General features: G+C 47.9%; 17 protein-coding genes. 11 read left to right on the top strand and 6 right to left on the bottom strand.

What is annotated here, in order from left to right:
* The 3 genes from NZ772_01950 to NZ772_01940 all read left to right on the top strand — a co-directional run.
* Positions 1-673, top strand: a 673-nt coding sequence (locus NZ772_01950; protein ID MCS6812328.1) for an ATPase, T2SS/T4P/T4SS family, incomplete at its 5' end; no start/stop codon positions are given.
* Between the two features lie 60 nt (positions 674-733).
* The gene (locus NZ772_01945) at positions 734-1963 is read left to right on the top strand and encodes a type II secretion system F family protein (GenBank protein ID MCS6812327.1); all 1230 of its coding nucleotides are present in this window, start codon (positions 734-736) and stop codon (positions 1961-1963) included.
* 158 nt (positions 1964-2121) lie between these two features.
* Positions 2122-2805 carry a hypothetical protein gene (locus tag NZ772_01940; protein ID MCS6812326.1) on the top strand — a complete coding sequence of 228 codons (684 nt, stop codon included), beginning with the start codon at positions 2122-2124 and terminating at the stop codon, positions 2803-2805.
* 27 nt (positions 2806-2832) lie between these two features.
* Here the strand turns inward: NZ772_01940 and NZ772_01935 are convergent, their stop codons facing one another.
* Positions 2833-3837, bottom strand: a complete 1005-nt coding sequence (locus tag NZ772_01935) for a saccharopine dehydrogenase-like oxidoreductase (protein ID MCS6812325.1) — start codon at positions 3835-3837, stop codon at positions 2833-2835.
* Positions 3838-4196: 359 nt separating this feature from the next.
* Between NZ772_01935 and NZ772_01930 the strand changes: the two genes are divergently transcribed.
* The 7 genes from NZ772_01930 to NZ772_01900 all read left to right on the top strand — a co-directional run bounded on the left by NZ772_01930 (position 4197) and on the right by NZ772_01900 (position 8966).
* Complete coding sequence (locus tag NZ772_01930) at positions 4197-4412, top strand: DUF2997 domain-containing protein (protein ID MCS6812324.1); 216 nt, start codon at positions 4197-4199, stop codon at positions 4410-4412.
* A gap of 80 nt (positions 4413-4492) precedes the next feature.
* Positions 4493-4879 (top strand): DUF1257 domain-containing protein, encoded by a 387-nt coding sequence (locus NZ772_01925; protein MCS6812323.1) that lies wholly within the window; start codon positions 4493-4495, stop codon positions 4877-4879.
* Positions 4879-5331 (top strand): ferredoxin, encoded by a 453-nt coding sequence (locus NZ772_01920; protein MCS6812322.1) that lies wholly within the window; start codon positions 4879-4881, stop codon positions 5329-5331. The genes NZ772_01925 and NZ772_01920 overlap by 1 nt, the downstream gene beginning before the upstream one ends.
* Before the next feature lie 89 nt (positions 5332-5420).
* Complete coding sequence (gene pyrR / locus NZ772_01915; GenBank protein ID MCS6812321.1) at positions 5421-5966, top strand: bifunctional pyr operon transcriptional regulator/uracil phosphoribosyltransferase PyrR; 546 nt, start codon at positions 5421-5423, stop codon at positions 5964-5966.
* A gap of 15 nt (positions 5967-5981) precedes the next feature.
* A complete protein-coding gene (fni, locus tag NZ772_01910; protein ID MCS6812320.1) occupies positions 5982-7079 on the top strand; it encodes a type 2 isopentenyl-diphosphate Delta-isomerase in 1098 nt (365 codons plus the stop codon).
* Between the two features lie 24 nt (positions 7080-7103).
* Entirely contained in the window at positions 7104-7229 is a 126-nt protein-coding gene (locus NZ772_01905) for a hypothetical protein (protein ID MCS6812319.1), read from the top strand.
* A gap of 252 nt (positions 7230-7481) precedes the next feature.
* Positions 7482-8966 carry a TldD/PmbA family protein gene (locus tag NZ772_01900; GenBank protein ID MCS6812318.1) on the top strand — a complete coding sequence of 495 codons (1485 nt, stop codon included), beginning with the start codon at positions 7482-7484 and terminating at the stop codon, positions 8964-8966.
* Between the two features lie 41 nt (positions 8967-9007).
* Here NZ772_01900 and NZ772_01895 read toward each other — a convergent pair whose 3' ends face one another.
* From NZ772_01895 to NZ772_01875, 5 genes are all read right to left on the bottom strand, one after another.
* Entirely contained in the window at positions 9008-10252 is a 1245-nt protein-coding gene (locus NZ772_01895; GenBank protein MCS6812317.1) for an MFS transporter, read from the bottom strand.
* A 283-nt stretch (positions 10253-10535) separates the two neighbouring features.
* Entirely contained in the window at positions 10536-11249 is a 714-nt protein-coding gene (locus NZ772_01890; protein ID MCS6812316.1) for a phycobilisome rod-core linker polypeptide, read from the bottom strand.
* Positions 11250-11535: 286 nt separating this feature from the next.
* Positions 11536-13104 (bottom strand): chlorophyll a/b binding light-harvesting protein, encoded by a 1569-nt coding sequence (locus NZ772_01885; protein ID MCS6812315.1) that lies wholly within the window; start codon positions 13102-13104, stop codon positions 11536-11538.
* 2 nt (positions 13105-13106) lie between these two features.
* Positions 13107-14138 (bottom strand): chlorophyll a/b binding light-harvesting protein, encoded by a 1032-nt coding sequence (locus NZ772_01880; protein MCS6812314.1) that lies wholly within the window; start codon positions 14136-14138, stop codon positions 13107-13109.
* Between the two features lie 50 nt (positions 14139-14188).
* Entirely contained in the window at positions 14189-15262 is a 1074-nt protein-coding gene (locus NZ772_01875; GenBank protein MCS6812313.1) for a chlorophyll a/b binding light-harvesting protein, read from the bottom strand.
* A gap of 526 nt (positions 15263-15788) precedes the next feature.
* On the opposite strand from NZ772_01875, the gene NZ772_01870 reads away from it, so the two are divergent.
* The gene (locus tag NZ772_01870) at positions 15789-15914 is read left to right on the top strand and encodes a hypothetical protein (GenBank protein ID MCS6812312.1); all 126 of its coding nucleotides are present in this window, start codon (positions 15789-15791) and stop codon (positions 15912-15914) included.
* The last annotated feature ends 291 nt before the right edge of the window (positions 15915-16205 follow it).

The following is a 16205-nucleotide window of genomic DNA, read 5'->3' as shown; positions in this document are numbered from 1 at the left end:
TGCCATTATTGACTTAATCAATCGCACTCGCTCTGAGCATATCCTAACCATTGAGGATCCAATTGAGTTTGTGTATGAGCCAATCAAGAGTCTGATTCACCAGCGGCAACTGCACGAAGATACTAAGAGTTTTGCCAATGCTCTGAGGGCGGCTTTAAGGGAAGACCCTGACATCATCCTTGTGGGTGAAATGCGTGACTTAGAAACTATTTCTCTGGCAATTTCTGCGGCTGAAACTGGACACTTAGTATTCGGCACCTTGCACACCAGTTCTGCTGCTCAGACAGTTGACCGTATTATTGACGTGTTCCCAGCCGATCGTCAAACTCAGGTGAGAGTCCAACTCTCTAACTCGCTGGTTGCTGTCTTTAGCCAAACCCTAGTACCCAAGAAAAATCCGAAACCAGGAGAATTTGGCCGACAGCTAGCGCAGGAAATCATGATTGTGACACCTGCAATTGCTAACCTAATTCGGGAAGGCAAGACAGCTCAAATTTACTCTGCTATTCAGACTGGTGGTAGCTTGGGTATGCAAACCCTAGAGAAGGTGCTGGCTGATTACTACAAGCAGGGCATTATATCGTTTGAAGCGGCTGTTTCTAAAACATCTAGACCAGACGAGTTACAACGGTTAATTGGTGGTTCCCCGGTTGCTGCCAAGGGAATGCGGTAGTCGCAGCCAATGGTTTGCTAGCTTATTCTCATCCCAGCTAATGATTTCTTGGAGGTAGTCATGCCAACATTTGTCGCTAGTGTTCGTGATTCGAGAGGGGCGGTTCGTAAGCAGCGGGTACCTGCTGAGTCCTTAGCAGAAGCACGTACCATCCTGCGAGATAAGGGCTTTGTTGTCCAAGAAATCAAACAGGCCAAAAGCTTTAGCCTCAAAGACTTGAGTATTAAGCAAATTGAAGCATCACTCTCTAGCGTAACCGTTAAGGACAAAGCTGTCTTCTCTCGACAGTTTGCTGCTCTGGTCAACGCTGGCGTAGCGATGGTTAGAGGTTTAGGCGTGCTTGCTGAACAGTGCGTTAACCCCAAACTAAAGCTTGCTTTGACGGAAATTAGTAGTGATGTTCAGCAAGGGGTTAATCTTTCTGAGGCTATGCGGAAGCACCCCGCCTGTTTTGACAATCTTTACGTCAGTATGGTTCAGGCTGGCGAGGTTGGTGGTGTGCTAGATGAGGTATTAAGTCGATTAGCAAAGCTGTTGGAAGATACAGCTCGTTTACAGAATCAGATTAAATCAGCCATGTCATACCCAACTGTGGTGACAGTTCTGGCTCTACTGATTTTTGTTGGCATGACTGTGTTTCTAATTCCAACCTTTGCAGCAATTTTTAAGGAGTTGGGCACTGAACTGCCAGCATTTACCCAGGCGATGCTGGCAATTAGCGAATTCCTGCGGAGTCCACCTAAGATGTTCATGCTCCTTGGTGCGCTGGCATTAGCAAAGTTTGCATTTGATGCCTATTACAAAACACCACCCGGACGTGTACAGATTGATGGACTAGCCCTTAAATTGCCTCTGTTTGGTGATCTGGTTCAGAAGTCGGCAACAGCTCGCTTTTGCCGCACCTTTGGAGCACTGACCCGTTCTGGAGTGCCAATTTTAACTTCTCTGGAGATTGTGCGTGATACTTCTGGCAACCAAGTAGTGGCCAATGCTATCGACGAGGCTCGCAAAGAAATTCAGACTGGAGGCATGATTAGTATTGCCCTTCAACGCGAGAAGGTTTTCCCGATTATGGCGATCCAGATGATTAGCATCGGGGAGGAAACGGGTGAAATCGATAAGATGCTGATGAAAGTTGCTGACTTCTACGAAGATGAGGTTGAACAGGCCGTTAAGGCTCTAACTAGTATTATGGAGCCGATTATGATTGTGTTTTTAGGGGGCATGGTTGGTTCTATTTTGCTAGCGATGTATTTGCCGATGTTCAAGGTGTTTGAAAGCATTGGTTAGTGGTTCATACTCTGGCGATCGCATGTCTTCTCTGTTGATAGTCCTAAAAAGGTAATGATTTTCTGGAGATGGGGGTGTGCAGGGCGTTCCCAACAGGGGAGCTGGCTTCCTTGGATCCCTCTTGAATCATTACTTCTTTATCACTACCTCTCTGTTCTATGGTTGTAAAGCAATCTGACTACGAAGAACTGCTGTCTTGGTATAGTAACCATAAGCAGACGCTGAAGCTCTTGAAACAGTATCGCCCCTACCTGGAGTTCATTCCCAGTATGAGGCGGCCCGCTAAAAGCCTGATATCGATTCCATTACCGATCGTAAAAATTCGGAAGCCTATAGCCGTTCAGCCAGATCAAGCCGTCGCTCCCCTGAGCAGAAGTGAACTAGTGCGTGTTCCTTGCGATCTGGTCTTGCTCATGTGTGACCCAGACTGGAAGATCAAGACAGGCGTAGAGATTTTCATTCTGATTTATCGTCCCGAAGAGGATTTTTCTGATCTGCTGGGTCGTTGGCGAAACACTCAATTGTTGATGGATTATGACTATGAGTGGCTCATGCCTCCCCAGCATCGTCATATGTTTGGAGAAGGGGTAGGGCAAGGAGATATTTACCCACTCTTTGTGATCTTTCCTGATACACCAGCGCGAATTCAACGGGGGCTGCAAGGGGCAGGGTTGCCCTTTGTAGTGCATCAACCACTTGGTGACACAGACAAGAGTGATACTAGTGACCTAGATGAGCTAAGTCTAAATAGCTACTCGGCTGGGGGTGATTTTAATTATGATTTGGGTGAAACCATGTCTGGTACTGAAGACGATGTGTTTCCAGGTGAAGCTTTGTCATAGCTGCCGCAGCTAATAGCCAAGCAAATGTCATCGCACAAACTTGGGCATCACTTCAGCGGCAGTAAATACACCGTAACGGCGATAGGCATGTAGTTCTAGCCCAGCTTTTAGGTAACCGAATGCTGGGCCGCAAACATTAGCAGCCATGCTGGTCTCATCACCCAAAGTAAAAGTATGAGTGGAGATTTTACCCTCAAATGTACGTCCAGTAATCTTCACGTTTGTGCTAAGAGGCTTTTTGGGATTTCTTGTATCGACAACACCACCTACGGACACGCGATCGCGGCTACAGATGCCAGCTAGCTCCAACATAATGTCATCTGCATGTTCCATATTCTCCAACGTCAATAGGCCATTAGTTTGCTCTAATAGCGCTTCAACGTCAGCATCGGTCATCGACTGGGCAATATCCACGCTGTAGCCAGGTAGGTGGGCAATATCTTCTCGAATTGTGGCTCGATAAGCCTCCCAGTTTGCAATGCCTACCCCAAACGTAATAGTTACCTGATGAACTTCAGCATAGCTCTGGGCAGCGATCGCCGCAGCAGCGGTTAGCAGACCCGGAGTTGCCCCACAGCCTGTCATGTAGGTAATCCCAGCATTTTCTAGATCCGAGCGCATGGCCAATAGCTGCTCCACGGCGCTAGTGCGTTTGATAGCGTCCACCAACACTCCCTGCCACCCCAACTCGATAAACATCTGAGCAACCGATGCCATGAAGGTGTTAGGTAAATTCGGCAATGCTAAAAAATATCCGTTGACCGTCTGAGCGGTGCTCACAACCTCACGCAAACTGTCCATACTCAGGTGGCCACCAGCTTCAACATAGCCTAATGACCCTTGTTGTTGATAAGCTGCCGTACAGACACTGGGGTTCAAACCCAGAGGATCGTAAACGTATCCCTTGCGATCAGCAGCAGCAACCCAGCGCATTTCCTGTTTAGACGACAATAACCGGGCAGCGGCTTGCCCTAGACCACCAAAACCAAGGATGCCAATATGGACGGGGAGTGAGTGAGAACAGATTGACATAGCGGTTGCAACGTAGGGTAATTGAGCAGAGACCTAGAGGAACCTGAGACACTTAGCGAAGAGGCAGCCTGCTATTTCGACTCTATCACTAAGCTCGTAGATGATACTGAACTTTGGTCAACTCTGTCTAGTGGTGTCACTGCTTAATATCTAGAATATTGCGATTGTTTAAACTACTTAGTCTTGACGGACGTTTTAAGTTGGGGGAAACTATTCAAATAATGATGACAGTAGTCACTGGTGGTTTTGTTAAGTTAGCTTTCAAGAGGCTGATTTTTGTAGAGATATTTGGTGAAATTCTCTAACATCACTAAGTATTAACGGTTAGCGGTTAGTTGTTGGTACCAAGCAGTTCTGATATGCAGCTAGAGACCATTGAGTTTGTTATTCACCCTGATGGACGAGTTCAAGAATTAGTGACTGGGATTGCCGGCTCATCTTGCGTTGAAGTTACTGCGGCGATCGAAGCTAAGCTGGGTCGAGTTCTGAGTAAAGAGCAGACATCTGAGTTCTACACAGTTCCAACGCAGCAAGCACTACAGACCTACAGTCAGCAATCTGTGGGGAGCTGGTAAGTCTTTGTTTTAGCTAAGGTTTCTCTCCTTGATTTCAGTGTTGATTAAGTTCTAATTGTTGCAACTACGGTAAAACAGCTATGTCACATTTTAGCCAAATTAAAACTAAACTCCGCGACCTTACCTGTCTGCAAGCCGCCTTGTCAGATCTTGGTATTCAGTGGTCATCTAGTTCAGGAACTGTACGTGGCTATCAGGGTCAAACCTGTCAGGCTGAGCTAACAATTCCACAGCAAAACGGGCATGACATTGGGTTTCGGTGGACTGGCTCTGAGTATGAGTTGGTAGCCGATTTGCAGTTCTGGCAACAGGCTTGGTCTGTTGATCGCTTTTTGAGTAAAGTTACTCAACGATATGCTTATCACACAATTGTCACAGAAACTGCTCAACAGGGCTTTCAAATTGCTGAGCAAACCAATCAACAGGATGGTTCTGTGCGTCTAGTGCTTCAACGTTGGAGTGCCTGATGGCTGATTTATCTGGTGATCATGCAGATGCATCTATGTCTCTGCAAGAGGCACGGGTATCTGGACTGGAGCCAGTTTTAAGCTCAGAATTGCAGGGCAGTAGCGATCGCTCTGGACTGGAACCGGAACTAGGGGGTATAGTTCGTCAGCGTGGTGTTTATGTTGATGAAGTTACCTGTATCGGCTGTAAGCACTGTGCTCATGTTGCCCGTAATACCTTTTACATTGAGCCGGACTATGGACGATCGCGGGTGATTCGTCAAGATGGTGACGCTGAGCATGTGATTCAAGAGGCGATCGACACCTGCCCTGTGGATTGCATTCACTGGGTTGACTATAGGGAACTAAAGCGCTTAGAGGAGGAACGTCAGTATCAGGTTATTCCTGTGGCTGGTTTCCCGGTAGGTGCAATTCCCAAAAGGCGAAAACATCGTAGGCGGCGGTCTTCTTAGGGGACTGATCTCTGTTTGCCTCTTCCTGCCAGTCGTGACAGCTCTAGACTAGGCTAGAGGTTTATGCTATCACCAAGATCTCTAGAGCTATGCCATCTCAGGTTGTAGAAATCTTATCTGCCCAAGACTTGCGTCGTACCCTCAACCGACTGGCATCTGAGATTGTGGAACGGGTTAATGACCTCTCTAAGCTGGTCTTATTGGGGATTTATACGCGGGGGGTGCCTTTGGCGCAGACCATAGCTCGGCAAATTGAGGTGCTAGAGGGGTTGAGCGTGCCTGTTGGGGCGATCGACATTACCTTTTACCGAGATGATCTGGCCCAGAATCGTCTACGCACCCCAGCGAAAACCGATATTCCAGTAAATCTGTCTGGCAAAGTTGTGGTGCTTGTAGATGATGTTATCTACAAAGGGCGCACAATTCGGGCTGCCCTTAGCGCTGTGAACGACTATGGCAGACCAGATATTGTGCGTCTAGCCGTGCTAATTGATCGTGGACATCGAGAATTGCCTATTCATCCAGACTTTGTTGGGAAGCGACTGCCAACTTCGCGAGAAGAGCAGGTTAAGGTTTATATTCAGGAGGTGGATAATCGGGATGCGGTTGAGTTGATTACTCGTCCCAACAGTTAAACATTGGATGGCAAAATGGCTGAACATCCCACGAGTCTTAGTACCACGGTAGTGTCTGAAATAGGCAGCAATGAGCAGCCTCTTGCTGGTTTGGTCACCCAGCAACGTAAAGCAGATCACTTGCGGGTTTGTCTGGAAGACGATGTGCAGTGTCGTAGCATCACCACTGGGCTAGAGCGCTACCGGTTTGAGCATTGTTGCCTCCCAGAGATCAATTACAGCGATATTGACTTGTCCATAACTTTTCTGAACAGAACCTTGCAGGCACCGCTATTGATTTCCTGCATGACGGGTGGCACAGAACAGGCCAAGCTTATTAACCATCGACTAGCGATCGCGGCACAACGCTATGGCCTCGCCATGGGGGTAGGATCTCAACGGGTCGCTGTAGAAAACCCAGATGTAGTAGATACGTTTGCTGTGCGCAGTGTTGCCCCAGACATCATGTTGTTTGCTAATTTGGGTGCTGTGCAACTGAACTATAGCTACGGGCTTGAGCAGTGTCGTAAGGTAGTGGACTGGTTGCAGGCAGATGCCCTGGTATTGCACCTCAATCCGTTACAGGAGTCTATTCAAACTCGTGGTGATACAAACTTCCATGGGTTGCTAGCAAAGATTGCTAGTTTGTGTGAGCAATTACCTGTCCCTGTAATTGCCAAAGAAGTAGGGAATGGGATTTCGGCACTAATGGCAGAGAAATTGGTACAAGCTGGTGTGGCGGCGATCGATGTAGCCGGTGCTGGAGGAACATCGTGGGCAAAAGTTGAAAGTGCCCGCGCCCAAGATGCTCGCCAACGGCAGTTAGGCAAAACCTTTGCAGAATGGGGAATTCCAACGGCTGATTGTATTGTAGCGATTCGAGACCGTCAGAAAACCTTGCCATTGATTGCTTCTGGAGGATTACGAAATGGACTTGATGCTGCTAAGGCTCTTGCTCTGGGGGCAAACTTAGCTGGGATGGCACTTCCGTTTCTCCAAGCCGCCTCAGAGTCTGAACTGGCTCTGGATGAGTACATCAATATTTTGCTGGCGGAGCTGACCACTGTGTTATTTTGCACCGGTAATCAGACAATTACTCACCTGCAACAGGCTAATTGCCTAGTAAAGCAGTAAGCTCAATGATGTGTTAAGTTACTGTTGACACGTCCCTATTGGCAACTGAGGGAAGATGGGTTAGCTGGCAACAGTGGCTCGGATGCTTACCAGCCCCAAACTCCTTGGCATATGGGATTGACTGCAAGGCTCTATCTACGGACAGACTAAGGGAGGGGCGAGCGTTTTCAACCGATTGAGTCAGGAAGTCATCGATTCATGATACTCTGGTTACTGTTGATACCAATATAGTGAGTCTGCGCTCCTGGCTTGAAAAGTGTGACCTATGGGGCCTATTGTAGACATTAAGTTATATCTGTTCCAAGAAACTAGGCCGACTAGTGGAGAGGGAGCCTATCCTGATCACGTTAACTATCTAATTACGCTGAGTTTCAGTTAATCTTCTATCCTGAATCGTCTACCATGCTAGCTGAACCTGTTATTGCCCGATCGTCCGTTACTATCCCCAAGTTTTCGATTCCTGAGTTATTGCAGAGTGCCCTGTGTAACATTTCACTACCTGCTGATTGGCTAAGTCTGCGTGTTGTCAAAGAAGTGATTAGTACTCGATCAGTGCGGGATGGTAATCCGATTGGCAATAGCAAAGCAATGACCCAAGGTGCTATGGTCGAGGTCTTAGCGGCTGGACAACTAGGCTATGCAGCTACTAACGTGTTGACGCTGGAAGGCTTGCAGATAGCAGCTCAGCAAGCTTACCAACAAGCGATCGCAGCCGCGGCATGGTCAGTCTACCGTGCAGTTCCTCGTCCAGCGGTGACTGGGCATTATACGTCACCTGTGCTTAAGCCGTTGGATGCCCTTACCGTCGGGGAAATCAATGATGTACTGATTAAGCTTTGCCAGACCATGAAGGTATCTGATCAGATTGTGCAGACGAGCGCTATGGCCATTACCGAAGATGTAGAGTCTTGGATGGTAAGCAGCAATGGCTCTGATACCTATCAGCACTTCTTTAAGGTGATGACAGACTATGGAGCTACAGCCCAGGATGGCGCGATCGTGCAGCGCCGCACTGATAATGGTTGGTTAGCACGCTGCTATCAAGGTGGCATAGAGCGTTTTTTGCAGGCAGATTTGTGGGAACGGGCGCAGAGAATTGGTGAGCAAGCTGTAGAACTGCTGACGGCTATGGAATGTCCTACGGAAACCACAACCTTGATGCTAGCTCCTGACCAAATGTTGTTGCAGATTCACGAAAGTGTAGGGCATCCATTGGAGATTGATCGCATCCTTGGAGATGAGCGCAACTATGCAGGCGGCAGTTTTGTAAAAGCTAGTGATATTGGCTCTCTGGTGTATGGTTCACCCTTGATGAATATTACCTTTGACCCGACAGTGCCAGGAGAGCTTGCTAGCTACGGCTTTGATGATACAGGCACGATCGCGCGACGAGAATATTTGATCAAAGATGGAATTTTGTTGCGAGGGCTAGGCGGGCTAGAGAGCCAACAGCGGAGTGGATTGCCAGGAGTTGCCTGTCAGCGAGCCTCGTCGTGGAATCGTCCCCCTATTGATCGCATGGCTAATCTCAACTTGGAGCCTGGTAACCTTAGTACTGAGGCCATGGTAGCTAATATTGAGCGGGGCGTATACATGGAAACCAATCGATCCTGGTCAATTGATGACCGGCGGCATAAGTTTCAGTTTGGCTGTGAATACGCGAAGTTGATTGAAAACGGCAGAATGACAAGGACTCTGCGTAACCCCAACTATCGAGCAACCACTCCACAGTTTTGGCAGAGTCTGATTATGGTGGGCGATCGCGCTTCATGGCAAATGTATGGCTCTCCGGTATGTGGCAAAGGCGAACCCAATCAATGTATTTGGGTAGGCCATGGCTCTCCGGTATGTGTCTTCCGAGATATTGAAGTGTTTGGTGGTGGTTAGTCTAGTTTATACCGCTGCTTGCTACATTTCGCTGCCTAGGGCTAAGTTGTGCGATCGAGCCAATGCAGTACTAGTATGACTGGAATGGTAGTTGTAGCAAGAGCTAACCAAAAGTAGTCGGCCCAGGGACTCGGTTGATCCATGGCCAAGCCCCCTAATGGCGGTCCAATTAAGAATCCTATTGCCCAACACAATGAGTTCAGGGATAAGTAAACTCCCCGCAGTCCATCAGGAGCTAGTTCCACTACATAGGCAGAGGCGGCTGGTGTGTAAAGAACAATTGCCATGCCTAGCACTGCTAGGGTGATGACAGCCGACAGTAAAGCTAATCGAGGGGTTACGCCTGTGACCCACGTCAATACAAATCCCATGCTCCACAGACAGGCTGAACCGAGCAAGATCCCAGGGCGAGTCCATTGGCGTAACCAGCGGACGATCGGAAACTGGAACACCATCCCTAAGAAAATGTGCCATGAAAACAAGATACTGATCGTGTCTGAGGTGAAACCCTTGCCAGAGGCAGATCCCTGCACAAAATTACTTAGGTAGAGGGGCAACGTTGCCTGCACTTGCACAATGTAAGTGGTGAATAGGATGTTCACTAACAGGAATAGCAGTAAGGCGCGATCGCGCAACCCTATCACCCATCCTGACCACATCGATGGCGGGCGCTGGCTAAAGTCGGCAGTTTCTGGGATTGCTACATAGACCACCCCTAAAAACACCAGAAACGAGACAGCATCAATCACAAATAGTGCTCGAAAGGCACCTGTTGTGCTAATCAACAGCCCTCCCAACATTACTCCTACACCCAACCCAACTGTATCCGCCAGTCGCGTCAGTGCATAACCTTCGTTGCGCTGTTCTGGGGTCGTGAGGTCGGCAACAGAGGTTTCATTAGCAGGCCAATACAGCCCAGTTCCTAGCCCAATTAGCAAGTTACCCGCCAAAAACAGAGGAAAGTTATTAGTGATGGCAAGGATAGTTGCGGCGATCGCCAGCACGAACAAGGCCCATATCAACGTCCATCGTCGCCCCCAGCGAGGAGAGTCAATCATCACGCCCGCTAACAACCGTCCTACGATGCCAGACACGGCTGTGCTACCCAGACCAACACCCACCGCCGTCGCCGATAAGCCCACCTGATTAACAAAGAAAATAGAGGCGTAGAACAGCGTAAAGCCGCTCCCCATTTGGGACAGTAAGCGTCCGATCGCTAGGATCCACACCCGATGGTCTAAGTCAGGTAGCCATGAAGGGCGAGAAGGATTAGGAAAAATTTTCAACGTCAGGCTACCTCAGTTATCTAGCTGAACTGATGATAGCAACTCCTGTTTCTAGAACTACACCTTACTGCTGAACCAGAATGCTGAGCGAGAGCATGTCACCTATGCAGGCCCTTTTCCCCCACTCTTTCTTCTCCCAAGTTGAGAGAGGGATTTAGAGTGAGAGCAATAGTAATATACACCCTGCTGAGCACTCACCCTAATTTTCAAGGCAGCTAAGAAGACAGTTGGGAGTCAGGTGGTCAATGGAATATTTATTTGCTAGTTTGGTACCAACACGAGTCTACTTTGGGGCTGCTATAAAAATCAGCGTAGCAACCAGTACGGCAAGAGAAAGGGTTGGGACAGCAAACAATACTCTCCGGTAAACATCAGCACTACGATCGCTCACCCCATTTCCAAACAGTTTCCCCCAGCTTAAGGCTTGCAGTTGGTTGCGATAGTACTGGTCATAGCGGGGTACACGGGCGAAGGGTTGTTCACCTTGTGATCGCTGCGGTAAAATTCGTCGCCGCTGATAGGGGACTGTATTCTCACCAAAATGGGTTTGATACTCTTCACTGCTTAACAGTTGCTCAACAAATCCCTGAATTCCCTTTGTTGCCAGCACCGTTGACCATGCTAACTTTTCCCGGTTATCGTAGACGTTACGACCCAAGACCCGCTGAATGCACATCTCTACAAAGCGATAATTGCTATTGCATTCATAGTTTAGTCGTCGAAAGGAGTCGGACAGAAGCAATCCATGAATGAATCTCTGTACAGTAATTTGGTGTGATCGTAGTTGAGACTCTAGACTAACTTGACGATGATGCTGGAGAATTTGTTGTTCGTTAAAGACCTGTCGATAAGCTGCCCAAATGATTTCATCAACTTCTGTTCCCCTAAGAAGATTATCGATTGTATAGATTCTAGGTTGCTCATCCCCAAAGATTTCATAGCCCTCAACCCGTTGGTTTTGACTAGAAAGTGGATAGGTTAAAAGTGGAAGTGACATGTTTAGAACCTCCTTGAATCAATAAGAATGTTTTGAACTTTGAATTTGCAGTTTTAGCTGTAGAAGCCTCTTAGAGTCAGGCTGTTGAGCATGTCCTTATCTCATCTTCTGTCTACATGGTGTAGCCAATATGGGAAGGAGCAGAGAGACGGAAGCATCGAGAGATTAGTAATCAGTCATTCTCCATTGCTCCATCCCTCTGTGATCATCCAACAAAAGATTGGTCAGGGTGATGTTTTACCTGCAACTTCCTGCCCCGTCATACTTTTCCTGACAACACGGCTCACTACACAATTCCTGAGCGCTGAATTTCTAGCAGAATGAAGCTAGCAAATATAACGCCACCTAAGCCGCCAATCAGAAAACCAGAAGAAAACAAGCCCCAATCACGAACGGTTTGTAGGTTATTGGGTAATCTGCCAACTGGCTTTTTGTTCCGCTGGCATACAGCAGCACCATAGATAGAAAGGCAAGCAGTGAGAATTAGCACTAGGCCGCCTGCGGACATAGCGCCTGCCAACAGGGCACTACTTGTATCTCGCAATGGTCCCAGCTTGAGAAAGGGCCCAAGCAAAAGATAGCCGTGGGCCATGCCAATTTCCAATCCCCTAGTAATTGGAGAAAGCCCTTGGCGATAAATGGGTAAGGCTTTGACCCAGTTGAGTACAAAATCACTGTTGTTGATAGGGGTAGCTAAGTTGCCTTGACAACAATCATTGTTGTACGGTTGCACTATCCCTGTAAACAAAGGCTCACTATTGAATTGAGTATCGCCAAAGAGTGCATTCGGATTGAACTTCATGGTGCTAAAGTTGAACCCGGCTGCAATCATGCGCGATCGTCCGGCGTGCCACCAGTGACCTAACAACAGCAAGCTAGCAAATAGAATGTGAAACCAAGCCAACCAAGCACGAGGTGTAATTACGCCATCCACCACTAGCACTCCTACTGGTCCATAAAACACGCCGGGGTAAACCGTATCATTGACACTAACGAAATAAGCTGCCAGAAACCCCATATATGCTAGCGCCCCCTGACTGTAGGACAGGTAAGCTTCTCCTGACCAGAGAAATAAGCCTTTTGCCCATTGTTTCGGTGCAGTAGTAATATGCCAGATGCCACCTAGAATGCAGAGAATACCCACCCAGATGTGCCCTCCGACTACATCCTCCAGACTATCAACTGCGGCCATTCCTCGCAGCGTCCACCCTTCTGGCGTAATCCCAGCCAAGTAACCGAAGATAGTCAATGGATTCAAGGTTGGGTGGTCAATTGCTCGCACCATTTCAACTACCGGATCGTATAACCCACCCCAGAAAACAGCTTTTGCTACGAATAACAATGCCCCCATACCCAGCAATACCAGGTGAATACCTAGAATGGTGGTCATTTTGTTCCCATCTTCCCATTTGTAGCCAAAGCCATCCTCATCCAGGGTTTCTGGCCCTAGAGCGGCATGGTATATTCCACCAGCTCCCAAAAACGCTGAGCTGACTAGGTGAACCACTGCGATCGCAAAGTAGGGTTGGGTATCTACAATTTGACCACCCTGACCCACCCCAAACCCTAAAGCTGCCAAGTGAGGCAATAAAATTAATCCCTGCTGTGACATTGGTACAGTCGGGTCAAAACGCGATAACTCAAATAGCGTCATTGCACCCGCCCACAACACAATCAGCCCAGCATGGGCAATATGAGCACCTAACAATTTCCCAGATAGGTTAACAAACCGGAAGTTACCTGCCCACCAAGATGTGGGATTGATAGCATCTTTGACATAGCGAGTTTCGGGATTACTGCCAGGAAAATCCAGTTCCACTGTGCCCGTTGAGATTTGATTCACTGTTGTATCCATAACTAGATCACCTGCCCACGAGTAGATTCGATCACGCGACCTTCTATAAAGCTGTAACCTGCTGCCCGTAGCGCATGAAACAAATGCCCTTGTAGGAAGAAGAAACCCAGCCAAAAGTGAGCGTTTGCCAGCCAAACTCTGGCTGTTAGAGCACCATCTGGACTGGCAAAGACAGGGAACCGATCGAAGACCAATGAAAGCTCTGGGCCATAGAACTCTGTGGGAAACACTAAAGAGTTAACAGAAACAAATAGAGTTGCAATAAATGCCATCAGGCTTACTGCACCAATGCTGTAGGACAAGTACGCTTCACCAGACCAGACAAACAGCCGCTTTGCCCACCCAAAGGGAGTTGTACGAATGTGCCAGATACCACCAATGATGCACAATAATCCTATCCAGATGTGACCACCAATCACGTCTTCCAACTTATCGACACTGGCCAACCAGAACTTACCATTGAAACCCAACAGGTAACTAAAAATTGTGCCGGGATCAAGGGTTGGGCTGGTAATTATCCGGACTTTTTGCATCAGGGGGTCATACAGCCCACCAAAGATCATTGCCTTTGCAACTAGCAAGAGTGCCCCAACTCCTAACAGTGTCAGATGAATACCCAAAATGGTGGTCATTTTATTGGCATCGTTCCAGCGGTAGCCAAAAAAGGAAAATGAGTCTTCTAGCTTTTTGGGACCTTTCAGCGCGTGGAAAATTCCACCTGCTCCCAAAAAAGCAGAGCTAATCAAATGCAAAACCCCAACTACAAAGTAGGGATAGGTATCAATAACCTGACCACCATCGCCAATACCAAGCCCCAACCTTGCTAAGTTTGGCAGCACAATCAGCCCCTGTTCATACATAGGTTGGTCGGGCTGGAAGCTAGCCACTTCAAATAGAGTAATTGCTCCTGCCCAGAGCACAATTAGTCCAGCATGGGCCACATGGGCACCCAACAGCATTCCTGATAGATTGACCAACCGAGCATTACCTGCCCGCCAAGGAATTTGGTCGATCGCTTGAGTCGCCATTGCCATCGTAAATTCTCTCCTCGTTCTTTAAGTACAGTCACTCCCTACCTACTCCCTCACTGCTGTTGTAAACTCGCAGGCAAAGTTGAGGTCACATCTTTAGCAATGAAGTCGAAAAATGTTGCTAACTGAATCCCTTGCATAGACGATCGAACCCGATAGGCATGCCAAAGATGACCCACCAGTGCCAGAAAACCAAGAGCCGCGTGAACACTAGCAAGTACAGTCCGGACTGGTGAACTACCAACAGCGCCATAGAAGATACTAGGGTAAGCGATGTCATTAACAGAAACAAAGCAAGCTACGCTAAAGCCCGTCAGTGCTAGAGCGGCCAGACTATAGGAAAGGTAGGCTTCCCCTGACCAGACTAATCTCCTTTTTGCCCAATCTAGTGGTGAAGATGCAATGTGAAAAATGCCACCAGTAATGCAAAGAATGCCAACCCATACATGCCCACCAATCACATCCTCAAGGTTGCTTACACTGGCCATGCCGGTGAGTGTCCAGCCATTAGGACTGAATCCGAACAAGTATCCAAAAATGCGAGCTGGATCTAGGTTCGGCTGGATGATGCGCACCTGTTCCACGACAGGATGATATATCCCACCAAAGCGAACAGCTTTAAGCACTAACAGTAATGCCCCAATGCCCAGAATTACCAAATGAATGCCCAGAATTGTGGTCATCTTTCTACCGTCTTTCCAGTCATACCCAAACCCTCTCTCATCTAAAATGGCAGGCCCTAGCACAGCATGGTAAATTCCACCAGCACCCAAAACAGCGGAGCTAATTAGGTGCAACATGCCAATTAGGTAATAGGGATAGGTATCAACAATTTGTCCATTGGCTCCAATGCCAAAACCCAAGGCAGCTAAATGAGGTAACAAAATTAAGTTCTGCTCGTACATTGGCTGGGTCGGATTAAACCGGGACAATTCAAACAAGGTCATTGCACCTGCCCATAGGAGAATCAATCCAGCATGGGCAATATGTGCCCCTAACAACTTGCCTGAAGCATCGATAAACCGGGCATTTCCTTCTAACAGCGGTGCTCCCGATGACTGAACAGACTCAGAAGACCACCCCAACGCTCGAAATACCGGCTGCCAAAAAATTGAAACAACGGCCATTCGTTAAATCCTTATCAATATTGAACAGAGTTCAGTGACGAACAAAACCCATCGCGAACCTATCGCGCACGGGCTGATGCACCAAATCTAGAGACACCTACAGCTCAGAAGCCTTGCAGCTCACCACTGCGACAAACGCGATGCCGACATGAAGCCAACATGAAACTGACCCCAATTCCCCCCAGCCGATACCTCATCACAACCACCTCTGGCCTGATGATTCAGCACTATGGGCAGACATCTGGAGCAGATACTACGACTCCGTGCTTTAGCATTTCTGCGATTTGCGTACAATTTGCAATTGTGCTCTCTTCTTAGGTGCACACTTCCCTTACTTGTGGGCGATAACAGGTTTGATGAGTGTTCTCTTTAGGTTCTCTCTAGGGATTGCCATTCTCACTTATTCGGCGTTTAATGAGAACTATTAGCAATAGCTATGATTATGCAGGGTAAGGGCAAGATACCTGACAAAAATCAAAATTTTGTTACATTCCTCTGTTGTGCTCTCGTGACTGGCATCACATAGATGAACAGTGTCGCTTCGCAGTCAAGCAGTAAAGATTTCTCACCTCTCAATCTCTTTCCATTCCCCTATCTCTATTTGCTGGCACAGACAAAGGTAGGCGATCGCCTCACCAATCAAGGATTATAACCGCTCAGTAGAGGGCAACCGTGGCAACTTCAGAGTGAGAATCATCCAACAAGGCCTCTCCGGGAGCGGGGCTGAACTAGACCCATAGACGGCGATCGAGCTTACTCTTCCCAGAGTTGTTAGCACAATGCAAAACTACTTCAACTCTTCAATCCTGAGATAAGGGAACTTTATCACAGTTTTCGGTGTCTTCACGCTTCAGATTAACTACTCCTAACATCAGAATCACATCTAGATTTGACATTACTTCTTCTCAGAACTTTTTGACTTGCGCCTGTCCCTAACATAAAC

The sequence above is a fragment of the Cyanobacteriota bacterium genome, from assembly GCA_025054735.1.
Lineage (GTDB): Bacteria > Cyanobacteriota > Cyanobacteriia > SKYG9 > SKYG9 > SKYG9.
Note: the sequence above shows the minus strand (reverse complement) of the source record. Positions and strands in the feature narration are given on the sequence as shown.

Excerpts from the sequence above, each read along its gene's own strand:
- NZ772_01890 (MCS6812316.1), bottom strand. The coding sequence starts at position 11,249 with ATGTCACTTCCACTTTTAACCTATCCACTTTCTAGTCAAAACCAACGG.
- NZ772_01870 (MCS6812312.1), top strand. The coding sequence starts at position 15,789 with ATGAACAGTGTCGCTTCGCAGTCAAGCAGTAAAGATTTCTCACCTCTC.
- NZ772_01925 (MCS6812323.1), top strand. The coding sequence starts at position 4,493 with ATGTCACATTTTAGCCAAATTAAAACTAAACTCCGCGACCTTACCTGT.
- NZ772_01935 (MCS6812325.1), bottom strand. The coding sequence starts at position 3,837 with ATGTCAATCTGTTCTCACTCACTCCCCGTCCATATTGGCATCCTTGGT.
- fni (MCS6812320.1), top strand. The coding sequence starts at position 5,982 with ATGGCTGAACATCCCACGAGTCTTAGTACCACGGTAGTGTCTGAAATA.
- NZ772_01920 (MCS6812322.1), top strand. The coding sequence starts at position 4,879 with ATGGCTGATTTATCTGGTGATCATGCAGATGCATCTATGTCTCTGCAA.
- NZ772_01940 (MCS6812326.1), top strand. The coding sequence starts at position 2,122 with ATGGTTGTAAAGCAATCTGACTACGAAGAACTGCTGTCTTGGTATAGT.
- NZ772_01945 (MCS6812327.1), top strand. The coding sequence starts at position 734 with ATGCCAACATTTGTCGCTAGTGTTCGTGATTCGAGAGGGGCGGTTCGT.
- NZ772_01880 (MCS6812314.1), bottom strand. The coding sequence starts at position 14,138 with ATGGCAATGGCGACTCAAGCGATCGACCAAATTCCTTGGCGGGCAGGT.
- NZ772_01930 (MCS6812324.1), top strand. The coding sequence starts at position 4,197 with ATGCAGCTAGAGACCATTGAGTTTGTTATTCACCCTGATGGACGAGTT.
- NZ772_01900 (MCS6812318.1), top strand. The coding sequence starts at position 7,482 with ATGCTAGCTGAACCTGTTATTGCCCGATCGTCCGTTACTATCCCCAAG.
- pyrR (MCS6812321.1), top strand. The coding sequence starts at position 5,421 with ATGCCATCTCAGGTTGTAGAAATCTTATCTGCCCAAGACTTGCGTCGT.
- NZ772_01875 (MCS6812313.1), bottom strand. The coding sequence starts at position 15,262 with ATGGCCGTTGTTTCAATTTTTTGGCAGCCGGTATTTCGAGCGTTGGGG.
- NZ772_01885 (MCS6812315.1), bottom strand. The coding sequence starts at position 13,104 with ATGGATACAACAGTGAATCAAATCTCAACGGGCACAGTGGAACTGGAT.